This is a genomic window from Bacteroides sp. L10-4 (assembly GCF_013373675.1).
GTDB lineage: Bacteria > Bacteroidota > Bacteroidia > Bacteroidales > Bacteroidaceae > Bacteroides > Bacteroides muris.
Genome location: NZ_JABXJH010000030.1, coordinates 12,874 through 32,252, shown reverse-complemented (window position 1 = coordinate 32,252; position 19,379 = coordinate 12,874). Strand labels below are relative to the sequence as shown.

Annotated in this window: 12 protein-coding genes; 4 read left to right on the top strand and 8 right to left on the bottom strand. The window is 47.6% G+C overall.

Features of this window, described 5'->3' with window-relative positions; all coding sequences use genetic code 11:
- Positions 1–7: 7 nt before the first annotated feature.
- The 4 genes from HU824_RS10970 to HU824_RS10955 form a co-directional block, all read right to left on the bottom strand.
- Positions 8–1,702, bottom strand: coding sequence for a PEGA domain-containing protein (locus HU824_RS10970; protein ID WP_176468857.1), 1,695 nt, complete (start codon positions 1,700–1,702; stop codon positions 8–10).
- A 20-nt stretch (positions 1,703–1,722) separates the two neighbouring features.
- Positions 1,723–3,423 (bottom strand): hypothetical protein, encoded by a 1,701-nt coding sequence (locus HU824_RS10965; RefSeq protein WP_176468856.1) that lies wholly within the window; start codon positions 3,421–3,423, stop codon positions 1,723–1,725.
- 204 nt (positions 3,424–3,627) lie between these two features.
- A complete protein-coding gene (locus HU824_RS10960) occupies positions 3,628–4,263 on the bottom strand; it encodes a hypothetical protein (RefSeq protein ID WP_136010925.1) in 636 nt (211 codons plus the stop codon).
- 682 nt (positions 4,264–4,945) lie between these two features.
- Positions 4,946–6,157, bottom strand: coding sequence for a hypothetical protein (locus HU824_RS10955; RefSeq protein WP_176468855.1), 1,212 nt, complete (start codon positions 6,155–6,157; stop codon positions 4,946–4,948).
- A 131-nt stretch (positions 6,158–6,288) separates the two neighbouring features.
- Here HU824_RS10955 and HU824_RS10950 point away from each other — a divergent pair, with 131 nt between their 5' ends.
- The 3 genes from HU824_RS10950 (at position 6,289) to HU824_RS10940 (ending at position 11,345) form a co-directional block, all read left to right on the top strand.
- On the top strand, positions 6,289–7,467 hold the full coding sequence (locus HU824_RS10950) for an ATP-binding protein (protein ID WP_176468854.1): 1,179 nt from the start codon (positions 6,289–6,291) through the stop codon (positions 7,465–7,467).
- 42 nt (positions 7,468–7,509) lie between these two features.
- The gene (gene nifJ / locus HU824_RS10945) at positions 7,510–11,067 is read left to right on the top strand and encodes a pyruvate:ferredoxin (flavodoxin) oxidoreductase (protein ID WP_176468853.1); all 3,558 of its coding nucleotides are present in this window, start codon (positions 7,510–7,512) and stop codon (positions 11,065–11,067) included.
- A gap of 89 nt (positions 11,068–11,156) precedes the next feature.
- A complete protein-coding gene (locus HU824_RS10940) occupies positions 11,157–11,345 on the top strand; it encodes a hypothetical protein (protein ID WP_016273175.1) in 189 nt (62 codons plus the stop codon).
- Between the two features lie 118 nt (positions 11,346–11,463).
- On the opposite strand, the gene HU824_RS10935 is transcribed toward HU824_RS10940, so the two are convergent.
- Entirely contained in the window at positions 11,464–14,223 is a 2,760-nt protein-coding gene (locus HU824_RS10935) for a substrate-binding domain-containing protein (RefSeq protein WP_176468871.1), read from the bottom strand.
- A gap of 365 nt (positions 14,224–14,588) precedes the next feature.
- On the opposite strand from HU824_RS10935, the gene HU824_RS10930 reads away from it, so the two are divergent.
- On the top strand, positions 14,589–15,032 hold the full coding sequence (locus HU824_RS10930) for a tellurite resistance TerB family protein (RefSeq protein ID WP_136011094.1): 444 nt from the start codon (positions 14,589–14,591) through the stop codon (positions 15,030–15,032).
- 182 nt (positions 15,033–15,214) lie between these two features.
- Here HU824_RS10930 and HU824_RS10925 read toward each other — a convergent pair whose 3' ends face one another.
- From HU824_RS10925 to HU824_RS10915, 3 genes are all read right to left on the bottom strand, one after another.
- Positions 15,215–16,102 (bottom strand): carbohydrate kinase, encoded by an 888-nt coding sequence (locus tag HU824_RS10925; RefSeq protein WP_176468852.1) that lies wholly within the window; start codon positions 16,100–16,102, stop codon positions 15,215–15,217.
- Between the two features lie 233 nt (positions 16,103–16,335).
- A complete protein-coding gene (locus tag HU824_RS10920) occupies positions 16,336–17,508 on the bottom strand; it encodes an MFS transporter (RefSeq protein ID WP_136011096.1) in 1,173 nt (390 codons plus the stop codon).
- A complete protein-coding gene (locus HU824_RS10915; protein WP_255260497.1) occupies positions 17,505–19,367 on the bottom strand; it encodes a DUF4980 domain-containing protein in 1,863 nt (620 codons plus the stop codon). Before HU824_RS10915 ends, HU824_RS10920 begins: the two co-directional genes overlap by 4 nt.
- Between the last annotated feature and the right edge of the window lie 12 nt (positions 19,368–19,379).

Genomic DNA, 19,379 nt, shown 5'->3' with positions numbered 1-19,379 from the left:
CAAGCTGTTAATTACTGCCAAATACATAAGATACACTTAAAGAAAGCTTATTCTGCTTCGTTTTATAATCACCTAATGACTCATAAGATTTATGGTTGGTGATACCTTTGGCATATTGTGCATTGATCTGCACCAGTCCAACCCGGAAGCCAAGCCCTATTTCAGCAGCCATATTGAAACGTTTTGGGAAAGCTTCTTCTCCATAAAAATCAGTAAAATCTTCAAGATTATCTTCATCGTCAGTGTAAGCACCATACACACTGTAGTTGAAGCCTAAACCGCCATGTACCGATAATGCCACTTTATTTGCAAAAGGCAATCTGTAATAAGCATGCAACGGAACATAGATACAATGCTCCATAAATTGATTGTAATCATAGTCATCGTTCCACGACATATACAATTCATAGAATACTCCAGAATAAAACCCGAGTCCGAAAGAAAAACATGGCTGGAAATGCAACCCAAGCTGCATGCCATGTAGTGACTTTCCTTCCCCATCATCCCAAACTCCATTTTCTTTCAGTTTCTCCCCTTCCCCTCTGGTCACCAATTGCTTTGACACGTATCCCATCGAGAATCCCACCGGGCAAACATCATATTCGCGTTGCCAAGGCCATACAAAAGAATTGCGTGCGGAAATCTTGAATTCTTGTTCCACATCCATGTCTTTGGTTATCCTTATCTTCCGCTTTTTACTATTTCCATAGTAAATCATGTTCATATCGTAGCTTTTCCCAATGGGCTTGGTCAATGTGTAAGAAGCCTGCCGGGTTCCCTCTTGTTTTCCGTCGATATAAAGATCCGCATCCACTTTTTTCCCGTTGTAGGTTGCGAAAGCTTCAAATGTCTTTTTCTTGATAGGCTCCAGTTTGATTTTAGTTTCAGAAAGTCCGCTTACGGTAAATGCCTTTGAATCCGTCTCTTGAAGGCTGAGCCTGGCTTCCACATTATAAGAATCGTAAGGCAACTCTATTGTCAACGGAGTTTTCCCTTTTTCTTCACCATTAATGAATAGCACCGCTCCGGTGGGATCGCTTATGAATTCCACCATTTTTCTTTCTCTGAGGTCATACTCAAAACGTACATTTTCTTCCGTCACTTCTATCTCCTCTTTTTTCAGTGTTTTCCCATTATGACTGATTGTAAGAGTATGCTTTCCAAGCGAAACGCCAGTAATGGTAGCCGGAGTATTTTCTTTTTGACCGGTTTCCAACGAAGCTATGGCACCCTCAGGTTTTGTTATAATGTTGATTGACATCGTTTTGTCATTCCTCAGCACAACGTCGTATGCTTGTTTAGGTTCCAACTTTATATTAGACAAGCGGTTGCTCATCCCATACTTATCGAGCCCGGCTTCCATATACGCATTCTCTGTGGGGGTAACAAAAAGCCATATCTCGTGTTCCGCTTCTTTCAGTTTGTCTTTGATATCTTCAATCGGGGCACTGTTTCCGAAACTGAATTTTACGTTGGCTGCATCTGCCATCGTCATATTCTCAAATCTCACACGTACCCATGCGCAATCTTCTTCACCGTTGGAATCTTTCGGCCACCCGTTCTGGAACAAGGTTCCCAAATTTGCCATGCCGCCTGCCGATTTCACAATTCTGAAGGAGTGTAGTTGTAATTGAGGCTTGTCTTGACCGTAAACCAAGCATGACAACATTATTACAAAAATAGCCAACAAAATCCTTTTCATAATTTATAAAGATTAAAACATTAAAACTCAAATTTATTCATGAATTCATCCAATGTCAGCATGTTGGATTTCTCCGGTTGCCACAGCCTGACATGGATGACAGGAAGCTCCTTCGAAGCATCCAATATAAGGGTCAAATATCCTCGGTCAGAATAGATCGGTGAATTATACAATTGGTTAATTTGTATGGCAAACGCCGTTCCGCGAGGTATCCGTGGAGCATTTATCACTTTGGTCTGGTTGTCTTCGAAAGTAAGGTGAATGTATTCCCGCTCATTGAAATGTCTCCGCAAATTGGAAAGATATTGTTGCTTGTTCTGTCGAGTAAACCGCACATCTGTATTCCCGAAATCGATTGGCATCCCTTCAACTTGATTGGAAGAAGCTGTTTTCAATACCGTGCCGGTTATGATAATCGCTTCATCAGAGAATATCTTTTCAAGATAATCCAGCCTTTTTAAAGAATAAGCAGTCTGATAATCTTCCATGAATTGCAGAATGGTAAAACGCGATATTTCCGTCCACGAAGAGGCTGCGTTGAAAATGTCTTCCTCTGCCTTTTTGCTCAAAGCCAAAGCTACCGACTGGATTTTCTTGCTTTCTTCATTAAATCTGAATACCAAGTTTTCCATGAACGACTTCCCATTCCTGAATTTGATTTTCACCTTGCAGAAGCGTGCCAGAACTTGCCCGTTGGCTTGTATGAATTCATAATTCTGCTTTTCGCCTACCAAAGAGACAGTTCCTGTCTTACTCAGTAAAGTCTCAAACAACTTATACCCTTCAGGAGTGAAATGCGGATAAGCAGCTTGGGGCGTTCCCTGCTTGATGGCATTTTCCACCTGCTGCAAGACATTGGCAAGCTCTCCACTATTGGAAACTGTGGAAAGTTCCATCCGTTGCTTGGTACGTATCGGTTCCGCAGGAACTTCGGCTACAACAACAGAGGCTGCTGTTTCTTTCATACGCTTTTCATCAATAGCCATTGTGTTTTTCTTCACATTTACTTTGACAGGTATTTCTGCCAAAGCATTGTCTATCGGTGGAGCAGATATTTCTGAAAATATAGCCCTCAACTCTGCATCAAGATTCTCAGCTTCTTTGCGAAAACTATATTCATAGCGCATTTTCATCTTTCCATCGGCAGGCAATGAGACTAAATCCATTTCCCCGATGCCGTCTTTTACAACTAAAGGACCAACGAAAGACTGCCCATCGAAATAGCGTAGTTGTATGCTTGCCACATCCCGATTCTCATAGGTGAAACGCATTTTGGCAAAATAGCGGTTATCGCTATTGACACATTCTTCCAGATTTGCTCTGACGCGGGATATGACTGATTTTATCTTCAACGGCAGGAAAGTAAGACAATTCACCTCCTCGCCAGTATTGAAATCTGCATAGACAGCATCCCGATTGACCTTGGCGAGCATCAATGCCCAATAATAGTTGCGCAACGCATCGTCTATCTGTAATCTTTGTTCCGCAATCTTTCCGGTTTTTACAAAATCAAGAATCTTGTTCTTCCGTTCCTCAAACATTCGGTCAACCTCACTTTTGGCAACCCATCTGAAAACTTTGGCATTGGGTTCCGGTTCCAGAACAATCATTTCCACGTTTTGCAGGGAAGCAAAAGAAGATGATTTGACAAATCCCTTTTGAGCATAATATGAATATTCAACTCCCTCATTGACCAGTCTATTCTCATTTTCTTCTTGCATTGTCGTTGATACACTGACTGATATTTGCCTAATAATTTGAGATAAAGCATCATGATCAGCCTCTTCTACCGTAGTACCATTTCCTTCTGCACTCCAATATTTAGAATCTGACTTTATATGCTGTATATTTACCTGGGCATACAAACCATAACTGCGAAAATTAATCAATATCAGAATTGTTAATATTAATACTCTCATCGATGCCTACTTGTTACTTCTTTTAGCCAATTCCTTTTCTATTTTTTCTTCGAATTTTTGAAATTGATATTCCATCTTTATTCTATCTTCATCCGGGACTTGCTGTTTTACCTTATCAACTATTTTAGCCGCCATTTTAGTCACATCCCCCTGATACTCAACACAAACAAAGATATGATATTGACGATTGGGTTGCATATACTGATTCGTTTTTATCACTACAGTATTTTCAACGATTTCCTCTGCTATTTGCAACGCTTTCCCTTCTCCTTTACTGCCTTCATCTATGACACTTTGTCCCTCCGATGTTGTCCCCGCATACTTCTCCCATGAAAGATCAGCTTCATTCGTTGCAGTTTTGATTATGGCACTGATAGCACGTGCCAATGCAGCTCTTGCTTGTCCTTCTGCATAAGCTTTTGCAAACGACAACCGATGATTCGTTGCTTCTCCATAGGCACGTGTTGCCGGGCTTTGTTCAGCCAAAATCTGACATTCGTTCAACTCTATTTCAGTCCCCCATGGGGCTTGTTTGGTACCTTTAGTCGTACCTCCTGGCGTTGTTACTTGCTTTGACCCTCCACATGCACCCAACAAACAGATTGATGCAATAGCAAACACTAATGTTTTAAACTCTTTCATAACGATTTCTTTTAAATTAATAACTAAAATTGTAAAATTATTTTGGCAATGGAAGAGAAAGTATAACGAAAAACTATTGTCTTTAGGATAAGGAGAGAAGAGATGCAAAAAAAGCGCAGGGCATCTTTTTCTGTCTTCTGTAGTTGAGGTCTTAGGAAACCTTGCATAATCAAAGAAGTAAGATGCACCTACGCTAAACGTAGGCGTCAGCCATCTTATTCTTAATCATTATGCAATTTGAAAGTTCCTAAGTTTCAACTACGATTAAAGAATAATAGCAAACGCTAATATTTTCCCATAAAAATGATTACCAGCAACACTTCACTCTTATAATCGAAGGCAAATGTATGGAATCTTATTTAAAAATCGAAGAAAAAAGAGTTTTTTTATAATGATTATCCGTAATATACCCTCATGTCTTCCACATTACGGCACATCAATGCTACCAGGAAGCAAGATACGTGTATAAGTCTGTTGGAAAGGGAGCATAGGGAAGACGCTATTAAAAGCCTTATAATATAGCATTGAAAGGCTTATAACATGACATTAAAAGGCTTTCAATGACACATCACTATAAGGACGAAGCCGACAGAAGCAGTGAAAGGATAAAGATGAAGCATGCAAACAGCCTATCAGAGGCGAGGAATGCGGATAATCATATTTTCTCACTATGAATACAGGACTACTCCACCCTTACAAACGCCCGATACCTGCTTCTCGGCGTAACCGGTATCAACGGCAGATAGCCCGACACCACCCTGCCTTGCTCCACACGCAACGGGTGTTCCAGCATATCCCTTGCGTGCTGCTCCTGCAAAGCCTCTTGAGCGGGAAAGTATTCGATAGAGAAAAATCCTTCGCCACCGGGAGCGACGAATCTATCGCAGAACGTATGAGCAACAATCCCCATATTCATCCGCAAATTAACCTCCACACAAGGATTGACTGCATACGGATGCCCCTTCTCTTGGCGGCAGACCATCATGTCTACCCCCAAAAAGCCGGTATAATCAGTCCCCAGCGCAGCCAGGCCTTTTCGCACAGACTCGCGCAGACGATGGAATGCTTCCAAAGGAACATAAGTCTGAATCCACTCCTCCACCTGCATGTCCGTGGCCAGCAAATTACCGCGATAGGCCCCTTTGCCATCCGTGACAAAGCGGGAATAGCCTACAAAACGGACACCTCCCTTGCCATCGGCATAGAACTCCATTGCAAAATCCTCCACCTTATTATATATAGGTTCCAACCAGAAAGCCCCATCGGTACGCAAAGCGCGACAACACCAGTCTATCACCTTTTCCATCTCCTCCTGCCGATACCAGCAAAGTCCCTTCCCACTGCCCGACCAAAGCGACTTGCAGATGCACCCACAGTCCTGCCAACGCAACAGCAGCTCCTGCACAGCCTCCCGCCCCTTGTTTGCAAAATCGTCTGCCGTCACAAGAACGCCTTCACCACCACAGAGATAGGACATATTCCCGGCCTCACCACCACATGCGTAGAGCAAACGGACATTGGCGCGCGAAGCCAGTCGGCGATAACGGGAAAGGTCTGCTGCCGAAGGAAGCAGCGATTCCGCTACTCCCCCTTTCAGCATCCGCTTACGGATAGCGGGATTCCATCCCCAAGGCATCACCTGCATATCAGCATAATCGGGTAGCTCCGGCTCCGTCACCAACTGCACATCCAACCGGAACAACTGTTGCATCTGTTTCAGATAATCTGCATTATAGGCGGAAGGAGCCAACACGCCACTACCCGGCCGGGCATACCAAATCGGCAGCAAAGCCAGGTCTTCAGCCATACGACGGATGGTAGCGGGCGCCATATAATTTTCTTCGTTATTTCCCAATGCCATGTCAGCATCAGGATTGAACACATAAAGTTTCATCTCTTTCAATTATTTAATCAATTACCCACTTTTTGTTTGAAAGTGCAAAGTTATACAATATTTTGCCATCTCTACTTTGCAAATACACAAAAAAGCAGTATATTTGCCGCCTGATAAACCGAATTGAAAGCATGGAAGCATTTTACCGTACACACGCTTATCTCGTAGAGCATACCCATGCTCCCGTACGCCGCGACCTGATGGACGAAATAGACTGGAACGACCGTCTTATCGGTATCAAGGGGACAAGAGGCGTAGGTAAGACCACCTTCTTGCTACAATACGCCAAAGAAAAATTCGGAACAGACCGTTCCTGCCTTTTCATCAACATGAACAACTTCTACTTCTCCGGACATGGCATCGTGGAATTTGCCGCCGAGTTCCAGCGCCGCGGAGGAAAAGTGCTGTTGATAGACCAAGTATTCAAATATCCAGAGTGGAGCAAGGAGCTACGCATGTGCTACGACCGTTTCCCAAACTTGAAAATCGTATTCACCGGTTCCTCTGTGATGCGTCTGAAAGAAGAGAATATGGAGTTGCGCGACATTGTGAAAAGCTACAACCTGCGCGGCTTCTCCTTCCGCGAATACCTGAACCTGCAGACGGGCATGAAATTCCATGCCTATCCGCTGGAAGAAATCCTGAGCAACCACGAACAAATAGCCAAAGGCATCCTCTCCAAAGTACGTCCGCTGGACTACATGCAGGACTATATGCACCACGGCTTCTACCCTTTCTTCCTCGAAAAGCGCAACTTTTCGGAGAATCTGCTCAAGACGATGAACATGATGGTGGAAGTGGATATCCTTCTAATCAAACAAATAGAACTGAAATATCTTTCGAAGATAAAGAAATTGCTATATTTATTGGCTGTGGACGGACCGAAAGCACCGAACGTCAGCCAACTGGCAAACGACATACAGACATCCCGCGCCACAGTAATGAATTACATCAAGTATCTGGCAGACGCACGACTCATCAATATGGTATATCCGAAGGGAGAGGAATTTCCCAAGAAGCCGTCGAAGATAATGATGCACAATTCAAATCTGATGTATTCCATCTATCCCGTCAAGGTGGAAGAGCAGGACGTACTGAACACTTTCTTTGCCAACACAATGTGGAAAGACCACAAGGTGAACAAGGGCGACAAGAACATCTCGTTCATGGTAGACGAGGTGATGCCTTTCAAGATTTGTCCGGAAGGGACAAAGATAAAGAATAATCCGGGAGTCACTTATGTACTGCATAAGGCGGAAATAGGCCGAGGTAACCAAATACCTCTCTGGTTATTCGGCTTCTTGTATTAAGAAAGAGAGATTTTTTACTTAAATAAATAATTCAATTTAGTTATGACTAAACAGAAGAAATTCATTACTTGTGATGGTAACCAGGCTGCTGCACATATCTCATATATGTTCTCCGAAGTAGCTGCCATCTACCCCATCACCCCCTCTTCTACGATGGCTGAATATGTAGACGAATGGGCTGCCGCAGGTCGCAAGAACATCTTCGGCGAAACAGTATTGGTACAGGAAATGCAATCGGAAGGCGGTGCTGCCGGTGCCGTTCACGGCTCTCTGCAAGCCGGTGCGCTGACTACCACCTACACAGCTTCACAGGGTCTGTTGCTGATGATTCCGAACATGTACAAGATTGCCGGTGAATTCCTGCCTTGCGTGTTCCACGTATCGGCACGTACACTGGCAAGCCATGCACTGTGTATCTTCGGCGACCACCAAGACGTCATGTCTGCACGCCAGACAGGTTTTGCCATGTTGGCCGAAGGTTCCGTACAAGAAGTCATGGACCTAGCAGGTGTTGCCCACCTGTCCACCATCAAGGCACGTGTTCCGTTTATGAACTTCTTCGACGGTTTCCGTACTTCTCACGAAATCCAGAAGATTGAGATGCTGGAGAACGAAGACCTCGCTCCGCTTATCGACCAGGAAGCTCTGGCTGAATTCCGCGCACGTGCATTGAACCCGATGAATCCGGTTGCCCGTGGTATGGCCGAAAACCCCGACCACTTCTTCCAACACCGTGAGTCTTGCAACAATTACTACGAAGCTGTTCCGGCTATCGTTGAGGAATACATGAACGAGATTTCCAAAATCACAGGCCGCAAGTACGGTTTGTTCGATTACTATGGTGCAGAAGATGCAGAACGCGTCATCATCGCCATGGGTTCTGTAACGGAAGCTGCCCGCGAAGCCATCGACCACCTCGTTGCCAATGGCGAAAAGGTAGGTTTGGTTGCCGTTCACTTGTATCGTCCGTTCTCTGCCAAGCACTTCCTGGCCGCCGTTCCCAAGACTGCCAAGAAGATTGCCGTACTGGATCGTACGAAAGAACCGGGTGCCAACGGTGAACCGCTGTACCTCGACGTAAAAGACTGCTTCTACGGTGCAGAGAATGCTCCGGTCATCGTAGGCGGCCGTTACGGTTTGGGCTCAAAGGACACTACTCCCGCACAAATCCTCGCCGTTTACAAGAACCTGGCCATGCCGATGCCGAAGAACCACTTCACTATCGGTATCGTAGACGACGTCACCTTCACTTCTCTGCCGCAGGAAGAAGAAATCGCATTGGGCGGCGAAGGCATGTTCGAAGCCAAATTCTACGGTTTGGGTGCTGACGGTACGGTAGGTGCCAACAAGAACTCCGTGAAGATTATCGGTGACAATACCGACAAGCACTGTCAGGCTTATTTCTCTTACGACTCCAAGAAATCAGGCGGTTTCACCTGCTCGCACCTGCGTTTCGGTGACACTCCTATCCGCTCTACATATCTGGTAAATACACCTAACTTTGTGGCTTGCCACGTTCAGGCTTACCTGCACATGTACGACGTAACCCGCGGTTTGCGTAAAAACGGCTCTTTCTTGCTGAACACCATCTGGGAAGGCGAAGAACTGGCCAAGAACCTGCCTAACAAGGTGAAGAAGTACTTTGCACAAAACAATATCACTGTTTACTATATCAACGCAACCCAGATTGCACAAGAAATCGGTTTGGGCAACCGTACCAACACCATCCTGCAGTCCGCATTCTTCCGTATCACCGGCGTTATTCCGGTTGACTTGGCTGTAGAGCAGATGAAGAAATTCATCGTTAAGTCTTACGGCAAGAAGGGTGAAGATGTTGTCAACAAGAACTATGCAGCCGTTGACCGTGGCGGTGAATACAAGCAGCTGGCCGTCGATCCTGCTTGGGCCAATCTGGCAGACGACGCCAAGGCTGAAAACAACGACCCCGCATTCATCAACGAAGTGGTTCGTCCTATCAATGCACAAGACGGTGACCTGTTGCCGGTATCTGCATTCAAGGGTATCGAAGACGGTACTTGGGAACAAGGTACTGCCAAATACGAAAAACGTGGCGTGGCTGCATTCGTTCCCGAATGGAATGCTGAAAACTGTATTCAGTGTAACAAGTGCGCTTACGTTTGTCCTCACGCTGCCATCCGTCCGTTCGTACTCGATGCCGAAGAGCAGAAGGGTGCCGACTTCACTCAACTGAAGGCTGTAGGTAAGGCATTCGACGGCATGACATTCCGTATTCAGGTAGACGTTCTCGACTGTCTGGGTTGTGGCAACTGTGCCGATGTTTGTCCGGGTAACCCGAAGAAGGGTGGCAAGGCTCTGACTATGAAGCACCTCGAAAGCCAATTGCCGGAAGCTGCCAACTGGACTTACTGTACTGAAAACGTGAAGAGTAAACAACACCTGGTCGACATCAAGGCTAACGTGAAGAACTCTCAGTTCGCTACTCCTTTGTTCGAGTTCTCAGGCGCTTGCTCCGGTTGTGGTGAAACTCCGTACGTCAAACTGATTTCCCAGTTGTTCGGTGACCGCGAAATGGTGGCCAACGCAACAGGATGTTCTTCCATCTACTCCGGTTCAGTACCTTCCACTCCTTATACCAGGAACGAAAAAGGTCACGGTCCTGCTTGGGCAAACTCATTGTTCGAGGACTTCTGCGAATTCGGTCTGGGTATGGAGCTTGCCAACGAAAAGATGCGTGCACGTATCGTGAAGGCTATGGAAGATGCCATCGCAGCAGAAGGAACTCCGGCCGAATACAAAGAAGTATTCCAGGCTTGGATTGAAAACATGTACGATGCAGACAAGAGCAAAGAACTGGCTGAAAAGATCATTCCGATGGTAGAAGCAGCCAAAGACAAGTGCGACAGCTGCAAGGCCATCGCCAGCTTGTCTCAATACCTGGTAAAACGCAGCCAGTGGATTATCGGTGGTGACGGTGCTTCTTACGACATCGGTTACGGTGGTCTCGACCATGTAATCGCAAGCGGTAAGGATGTCAACATCCTCGTACTGGATACCGAGGTTTACTCCAACACGGGCGGACAGTCTTCTAAGTCTACTCCGGTAGGTGCCATCGCCAAGTTTGCCGCTGCCGGCAAGCGTGTACGCAAGAAAGACCTCGGTCTGATGGCTACTACTTACGGTTATGTATACGTTGCTCAAATCGCCATGGGTGCCGACCAGGCTCAAACCTTGAAGGCTATCCGTGAGGCAGAAGCATATCCCGGCCCGTCACTCATCATCGCTTACGCTCCGTGTATCAACCACGGTCTGAAGGCAGGTATGGGCAAGAGCCAGGCAGAGGAAGAAAAGGCTGTCAAGTGTGGTTACTGGCACTTGTGGCGCTACAACCCGGCTTTGGAAGCCGAAGGCAAGAATCCGTTCACGCTGGATAGCAAGGAACCGGATTGGAGCGGATTCCAAGACTTCTTGAAAGGCGAAGTTCGTTACGCATCCGTAATGAAACAATATCCGCAGGAAGCCGACGAGCTGTTCAAGGCAGCTGAAGAAAACGCTAAATGGCGTTACAACAGCTACAAGCGTCTTTCCAAAGAGAATTGGGGCGCTGAAGTTGCAGAGTAATTCCGATTACTAAATAAAGAATAGAGGCTGCTCCTGAATAAGGCGCAGTCTCTATTTGTTTTAATCAACAATACTAAATATCACAGGTTATGATTGGATTTATCATTTGGGTTATCGGCGTGGTTCTGTGTGTCAAAGCCGTACTTGAAATCATGAAGTGGCCGGTAGACGGCGTGAAGAAACTATTAGTTGCGATTATCCTCCTGCTTACCAGCTGGATCGGAATCTGCGTCTACTACTTCTGGGGAAGAGAGAACCTGCCTCAAATACTGAAATAAACTTTGGTATCGTCTGAACAGAAGTAAAAACAAACATGTGTATCGGGTGGGAATCGCACGACAGCGTTTCCCGCCCGATTTATTTTCGGGAGTCAAACGGAGAATACAATCCGTTTCATTAGCCTCTTCTTTTCAGGAACCCGGTAGGACTCTCCCCAAACTGTTCCTTATAGCATTTCGTGAAATAGGAAGGTGACGAAAAGCCCACTTCATAAGCAATCTCCGCTACCGTCATGTCAGAGGAAGCAAGCAGTGAGGCAGCCTTTTTCAACCTCATCTGGCGCAGCAGCTCATTCGGCGAATAGTTGGTCAGCGATTTCAGCTTACGGTAAAGCTGCACACGGCTCATACCCATATTCCGTCCCAAGTCCTCCACATTGAGTTCCGCATCTTTCATCCTCTCCCCGACAAGCGATTTGAAGCGGGAGACGAAGTCCTTATCCAAGTCACTGATGGTTTCCTTCTCAATAGTCTGGTTATCTCCGAAAAACTGCCTCAACTGACGACGGTTTGCAATGAGATTGCGGACACGCGACAAGAGCAACTGCGAATTGAACGGCTTGGAAATATAAGAATCGGCACCGCCATCATAGCCTTGGATACGCTGTTCGTCCAGCGAGCAGGCCGTCAGCAGAATCACCGGGATATGGCATGTCTGCAACTCTCCCTTCAAGCGGCGGCAACATTCCACACCATCCATACCAGGCATCATTACATCCGAGACAATCACATCCGGCACATACCTCATGGCCAGCCGGATACCCTCTGACCCGTCCGCTGCATCCAGTACGCGGAATTCGTTCGACAACAGCGACTTCACATAGCTGCGTATATCCGAATTATCGTCAATTACCAGCACAGTAGGACAATCGGCCTCAACCACCTCTTCGCCTGCCTTCACTTCCATATCTATCAGGGTAGACGACACTTCCTCCCCTTCGACAGGCAGCGTCACTATAGTGGGGCGATACTGCGAAACATCCTGCTGTGGAAAAGTAACGGTAAAGGTAGTACCTTTCTCGTCGCTGCGTGCCGTGATGTTGCCGCCATGCATCTCCACAAAGGCACGTACCAGCGCCAGTCCGATACCGGTACCGGCCTGATGCCCGTTTACTTGATAGAAACGCTCGAAGATGGCTTCCACATCGGTTGTAGAAATGTAACTGCCGGAATTGAAGACGGACAGAGTATAGTTCTGTTCCGCCTTTAACAAGCGTAGGGCGATTTTCCCGTTCTCCGGCGTATACTTCACGGCATTGGAGAAGAGATTGAAGTAAATGCGCTCCATCTTCTCCGCATCCGCCATCATCCGGAAGTCCGCATCGGGAGATGCCTCAAAGCTGAAAGCAATATGTTTCTTCAGCAACGCCATGCGGAAAGAATCGTTCCAGCCCCGGAAGCTGTCGAGTAAATCAAAAGGTTCGAGATGAAGCTCCATGCGCCCGTTCTCCACCTTCCGGAAATCAAGTATCTGGTTAACCAGGCGAAGCAGGATATGCACATTCTTTTTCATCAGTTCGAGGAGCTGGCGCGGCTGTCCGTCGATAGTGCGGTTTGCAAGAAGCTGCTCTATGGGATCGGCTATCAGCGTCAGCGGAGTACGGAAATCGTGCGAAATATTCGTGAAGAACACCAACTTGGCATGCGTAGCCTCCTCCAATTCATGAGAAAGCTGTTCCAACTGCGACTTCTGCACTTCCAGCTGTTCCTTCTGCTGTATCAACTGTGTTTTCTGTTCCTCCAGTTTCTTTTTCTGCATGGACAGCTCACGGTTCAACCGATTCTTGGCACGCAAGGAGAGGTAGACAGCCACCAACAAGCCGACCAGCAACAACAAGGCGGACAGACTGCCGTACAAGACAACCTGCTGTGTGGCATAGCGGACCAAATACTGGTTTATCTTTCCGTTCAGGGTTTCTATCTTTCCATCCAGGGTGCCGATGTGGGCGGTCTGCATCTTCATGATGAGAGCATTGTCGCGATTGACGACGGAAGTGCCCAGGATAGTTTCACGGGGAAAATCACGCTTGTTCAGGATATCCATGGCAATCTGCATCACACGGTCGCCACCGGTAGGATATATAAACGTGGCATCCAGTTCGCCGGCAAGCACTTTCTCCACTCCATAGTCTTTGCCGGGCAGAGCATCTATGCCGATGAACCGCATTTCTTTCTCCCGTCCCTTGCTAGCAACGGCAGCATAGGCCCCTGCCGCCATGCGGTCATTCTGTGCATACACCAGGTCGATATGAGGGAAACGGTCTAGCAGGATATCCATTTTTTCTTCGGCCTTAAGTTGCAGCCAGGCACCGTCTTCAACGGCCAGCAACCGGATACCGGGATAAGCGGATAGAGCCTTCACAAATCCTTGATGACGGTCTACGGCGGGTGTGGAGCCCACCAAACCGGAAATTTCAACCACATCTCCCTGCCCGTGCAACACATTGGCCACATACTCTCCCACAGCTTTCCCTATCTCGTAGTTGTCTGCACCGACGTAGGCCGTGTATTTATCCGAAAGGATTTTACGATCTATCACAATCACCGGAATGCCCCGGTTGTATGCCTCTTCCACCACCGGAGTGATCGGAGCGGCTTCATTAGGGGCCACAATCAGCAGGTCCACCCCTTCGGCTATCAGTTCACGAATGTCTTCTGCCTGACGGTCGTTGTCGTCGACGGCAGTACGGATGTCCACCTCCACATCTTCATAGAAATGGGCTTCACGGAGTATCTCGCTGTTCATCCGGCGGCGCCATTCATCCTCGCTACATTGGGAAACGCCGATACGGAAACGTGCCTCACGCCGGGAGCAGGCCACCGCCACTCCCCAAAACACAAGCAAAAAGAATAAAATCCGAAGGTTATGTTGTCTCATCATTTTACTTTTGATTTAAGATATTGTTTCGTTTTTCTTTTATATTCTCCACCATTGCTCCCAATCCACACAACAACAGACACTCCCGAAAAACCGGAGCAAGGCCAAGCCGATAACCGCAGTTGAGCAAATCTAAATAAAATCTTCCAAAAAGACGAATAAAATGGGAAAAAGTTGCCTCACCAGCACTGTTACCCCAATGGCAATGCAAACGCTTCCCGGCCCATGGCATCAATGTATAATGAATAAAGAGAAACTCTTTTTCTCTCTAAAAGCTTTTCTAAACCGATGCAAATATATACCTTTGTATCACCATCGAACAACTCAATGGTAACAAAACATTATTAATTTCAAACATAATCAATATGGGAATATTTGACAAAATCTTCAAAGCTGTGCCAGAAGAAGAGAAGCTGACCCAGCAAGAAGCATTTGCCGGAATTGCTCTTGCAATGGCCGGTGCAGATGGAAGTATTGCAGAATCCGAATGGGCAGGAATCGTTAACTACATCCGTCGATTGAGAATATACGACAACTTCTCCAATCCGGCTTTCGACAAGCTGTTCGACAAGTTATTCAGAATCCTCAGGAACCAAGGTCCCGGTGCATTGGTCAACGCTTCCGTTGAAGGTCTTTCCGAAGATTTGAGGCTCACAGCTTTTGCATGCGCGGTAGATATTGCATTGGCAGACGGCGTGCTGGAAGAAGAAGAAAAGGAACTGATTAACCAGATGGCAGAATCTCTCGAAATCCCCGAACAGACTGCCATATCCATCATCGAGGTAATGATTATCAAGAACAAAGCCTAAACAACCTGAACCCGATATAAGACTTTGTTTTTAATGGTATAGAAACCAAACGTGATTAAACAATGCTATCTCGATTTCCCTTCCCCACTGGAGGAGAGAAATCGAGATAGTACTTTTAACTCATAACACTTCTGAAAAAACTTATAACTGATAAGAAACGAGCAAAGTCTTTTATCACCTTATCACCCCAATCGTTCTCTGAACGCTTCGGGCAACTCCGGCATGGCACCGCTTTGCGTGCAAACGTATGCAGAGAACTCCGCGGCCAGTTTATGAGCTTCGGGTACCTGCTTTCCGCTGAGAATGGCAGCCGTGAAAGCTGCCGTGAACGAATCGCCCGCCCCCACGGTATCAGCCACCGGCACTTTCGGAGTCTCCTGGAAGGATACCACTCCCGGAGTAAACACATAACTGCCGTTCGTTCCGCAAGTCAGGATAAGCATTTTCAAATTATATTTGGCCAGCAGAATCCAGCATTTGTCCTGCAAGTCGATGCCCGGATAGCCGAAGATACGGCTGATGGTCACCAGTTCCTCATCGTTTATCTTGAGAACATTGCAGCGGCGCATGGATTCGCAAAGTATCTCCTTAGTATAGAACCCCTGGCGGAGGTTGATGTCGAATATCTTCAACTGCTCGTCCATATCAGGCATCGCATCAAGAAAACGGTTGATAGTGGCGCGGCTAGTTTCACTGCGTTGCGCCAAAGAACCGAAACACACGGCACGGGTATTCAGTGCCAGATGTCTCAATTCATCCGTAAACGGGATATTATCCCAAGCGACCCCTTCCTTTATTTCATAGCAAGGAACCCCTACGGCATCAAGAGTCACCTGTACGGTTCCGGTCGGATAAGGCACACGCTCTATCTGAGTTCGCAAGCCTTTCCGGGCAAAGACATCCAGAATCTCGTTTCCGTCGGCATCGGCACCTACGGCACTGACCACGCAACTGTCGAACCCAAACTGCGATGCATGGTAAGCAAAGTTTGCCGGAGCACCGCCTATCTTCTTCCCTTCGGGGAGGCAATCCCATAAAGCCTCACCCATTCCTACAATTACCTTATTCATGATATTATTTAGTTTATTGAATCATATGTTTTCATTCGTAGCGGCCTATTTTTCCACCTGACAAGAAGCAGTAAAAAAGTTGCCAAGTATAGGACAAAAAGTTGCCAACTACCTATTAAAAAGTTTCTAAGAACCAAGGATTATCTCTATCCCAAGGCTTGGGATAGACATCCGCAGGCTGGGGACAGATATCCGCAGCTTTGGGACATGCGTCCCCATCCTGCGAACAAACATTACCGCTTCATACGCAGCATATAGAAGAACAGATAGACTACCCCTACCGTCATCACAGCCACGGCACCGCTTTGTCCTACAGCATCACTTGCCAAGCCCATTGCTATCGGAAATACCGTACCGCCGAAGAGCCCCATAATCATCAAGCCGGAAACCTCGTTCTTCTTTTGTGGCATAGCAAGCAACGCCTGAGAGAAAATAACCGGAAAGATGTTCGAATTGCCGAAACCGATGAGGGCAATGCAAATATATATCATCGTCTTTTCATGGAATACGAACAACCCTACCATCGCCACTAACATACATAACACGCTGATGCCGAAGAAGGTTCGGGGAGCCATCTTTTGAAGGATGAAGGTTCCGAGAAAGCAACCCGCCGTGCGGAAGATGAAGTAAAGGCTGGTGGCAAAGCCGGCATCGGCCAGCGTCATGCCCAGGCGCTCCATCAGAATCTTGGGCGCCGTGGTATTCGTACCTACGTCAATGCCTACATGGCACATGATGCCCAAGAAGCAGAGAAAGATAAACGGCTTGCCCAGCAGGGCGAGGCACTCCCCGAAGGTGGAAGGGCGCCCCTCTTCCTTTTCTTCGCGGATGGAAGTACCGCTCAGCCAAAGAATGGCAATCACCGCAATGACCATATAGACCGGGAACAGCACCCTCCAGCCCATGCCCAGAGACGGAATGACCTGCGTAGCTCCCCACATGGCAATGTATGGAGCCAGAAACGAAGCAATGGCTTTTACAAACTGTCCGAAAGTGAGCGAACTTGCCAGCCGCTCGCCGCTTACGATGTTGGAAAGCAGCGGGTTGAGCGACGTTTGCATCAGCGCATTACCGATGCCCAGCAATGAGAACGAGAGCAGCATCAGCACGTAGCCGTCTCCGAAAACCGGGAGAAGCAAAGAGGCAAACGTGATGACAAGGCTGAGAAGCACCGTCTTCTTGCGTCCGATGCGGTTCATCAGCATACCCGTAGGTACGGAGAAGATGAGAAACCAGAAGAACACCAGAGACGGGAATATATTGGCTTGCGAGTCGGTCAGGTTCAAGTCGGCCTTCACGTAGTTGGAAGCGATGCCTACCAAGTCTACAAAGCCCATGGCGAAGAAGCAAAGCATGACCGGAAAGAGCTTTGCCAAGGAAGCGGAAGATGTAGCAGATTGTTTCATTTTACAATGTTCTTTTTAATGGTCAAATTATTTTCTACCTCCAGCGGATAGACGGTCAGGTTTCCTACCCGGCAACGGCCTTTGTCGGTCGATATGGAAAGAGTGGTGTAGGGTTCCGTGGGGAAAACCAAGTTTGTCATGACGAAACGCCCCTCTCCGTCGAAAGCCTCGATGCTGCAACGATCTATGAACAAACGCAGATGTTGTTTTCTGCCCTGAGGGGCCGGAGCCAGCGTGATGGCAGGAAAATCCTTGCTGAAGTCCGTCAGACCGCTTCGGGTGCGATCCATGCCGAAACTGTTGTCTGTCAGATTATAGGTCAGGACGGTCTGTTCCCCTTTAGGATTACTCAAGGTAATGTTTACCTTTCCGGCAGTGCGGGCGTCCAATTCCAGATTCACCTCACAGATTCCGTTATTGGCAACAGGCAGTTTCTTTGCCACACCGTTCTTGCCTACAGAGAAAGCACCGTAATCCATCGTTTTCTTGCCCCGCAAAGCCAATGTTTCGGGAGCCGGTACGGTAGTGAGATAATAGTCGCCGTCACCGACTTTGTAAAGACCCAAGTCGCGCGGAAGAGAATTGGCACTGCGATACTGCTTGGTGGGCACGTTGTTGGCGTACTGCCAATTACTCATCCACGCTATCACAGTATGTCTGTCATCAGGAGCATTGCTCCACGACACAGTGGCATAATGGTCCTTTCCGTAGTCCATCCACTTGGTGACTTCGGGCTTGGTGTCGCAAGTAAACGTCTTGCCGTCGAAATCACCTACAAAGTACTGTGCCGCACTGCCGCCGAAGGGGCCTCCGGGATTGATGTTGCAGATAAGCACCCACTTCTTCTCGTCGGTACCCCGAACGGGCAACTGCATCAGGTCCGGGCATTCCCATACTCCCTCCTGACATCCGTAACCACGACCGAAGCTGCTCTCCTTTTTCCAGCTCTTCAAGTCGGGAGAAGAGTATATCCACATCTCCCTCTCCAGCGCGGCGGCAAGGACAAGAATCCATCTGCCGCTTTCGGCATGCCAGAACATATTCGGGTCGCGGCACTCCTTGTCCGAGGTGATGATGGGATTGTTTTCGTAGGTCTTGAAAGTCCGTCCGTTGTCCAAGCTATAGGCAAGACTCTGTATCTGGCTGGCACCCGCCGAGGTATAGATAGCGACAACGGCATCCTTGCCGAAACCAGCGGTGTTCTCCTTGTCCACCACACAGCTGCCGCTGAAAATCATTCCCAGCCCGTCGGGCACGAGCACCGGCTCTTCCGCTTTCCAGTTCACCAGGTCGGTGCTGATGGAGTGTCCCCAACTAAGATTTCCCCACATGGAACCGTAGGGATTGTACTGGAAACAGAGATGATACACCCCATCCTTGTAGAACATCCCGTTGGGATCATTCATCCAGCCATAGCGGGGAGTATGATGAAAAAGCGGGCGGAAAGCTTCGCTGTTAGATGCGTCAAACGTATCGCTCAGGCATATATCGCTCCAGCAGGCATCCTCCATGGCATCGCGTACGTTGGCACGGCTGTTGCCCGTATGCACGTCCAGCGACACCTTGCCGGTTTCATACGGAGCCAGGTCGAAAGGCACCCGGTAATCCACGCGATTCATGGCAAGACGTACCGTCAGCGTACGCTCCACCTTATTATTTACCAGTACATGAATGGTTGCCTCCGGAGCAGCCTCTTCAACGGGCAACAACAGATACTTCCTGGGAGACACTACTTGTATCAGACTATGGTTGGCACCCAGATAATGGACCTTCAGTCCCTCTTGATTTTGCGCCGCACAAAGTCCAACGCTCATCCACAGCAGGAAGAGCAATGCGGCCAAATTTCGTTTTACGTTCATAATAGATATTTT

Coding starts and splice junctions, on each gene's coding strand:
- HU824_RS10915 (WP_255260497.1), bottom strand. CDS start 19,367: ATGAACGTAAAACGAAATTTGGCCGCATTGCTCTTCCTGCTGTGGATG.
- HU824_RS10955 (WP_176468855.1), bottom strand. CDS start 6,157: ATGAAACTTTATGTGTTCAATCCTGATGCTGACATGGCATTGGGAAAT.
- nifJ (WP_176468853.1), top strand. CDS start 7,510: ATGACTAAACAGAAGAAATTCATTACTTGTGATGGTAACCAGGCTGCT.
- HU824_RS10935 (WP_176468871.1), bottom strand. CDS start 14,223: ATGAGACAACATAACCTTCGGATTTTATTCTTTTTGCTTGTGTTTTGG.
- HU824_RS10960 (WP_136010925.1), bottom strand. CDS start 4,263: ATGAAAGAGTTTAAAACATTAGTGTTTGCTATTGCATCAATCTGTTTG.
- HU824_RS10940 (WP_016273175.1), top strand. CDS start 11,157: ATGATTGGATTTATCATTTGGGTTATCGGCGTGGTTCTGTGTGTCAAA.
- HU824_RS10920 (WP_136011096.1), bottom strand. CDS start 17,508: ATGAAACAATCTGCTACATCTTCCGCTTCCTTGGCAAAGCTCTTTCCG.
- HU824_RS10930 (WP_136011094.1), top strand. CDS start 14,589: ATGGGAATATTTGACAAAATCTTCAAAGCTGTGCCAGAAGAAGAGAAG.
- HU824_RS10925 (WP_176468852.1), bottom strand. CDS start 16,102: ATGAATAAGGTAATTGTAGGAATGGGTGAGGCTTTATGGGATTGCCTC.
- HU824_RS10965 (WP_176468856.1), bottom strand. CDS start 3,423: ATGCAAGAAGAAAATGAGAATAGACTGGTCAATGAGGGAGTTGAATAT.
- HU824_RS10970 (WP_176468857.1), bottom strand. CDS start 1,702: ATGAAAAGGATTTTGTTGGCTATTTTTGTAATAATGTTGTCATGCTTG.
- HU824_RS10950 (WP_176468854.1), top strand. CDS start 6,289: ATGGAAGCATTTTACCGTACACACGCTTATCTCGTAGAGCATACCCAT.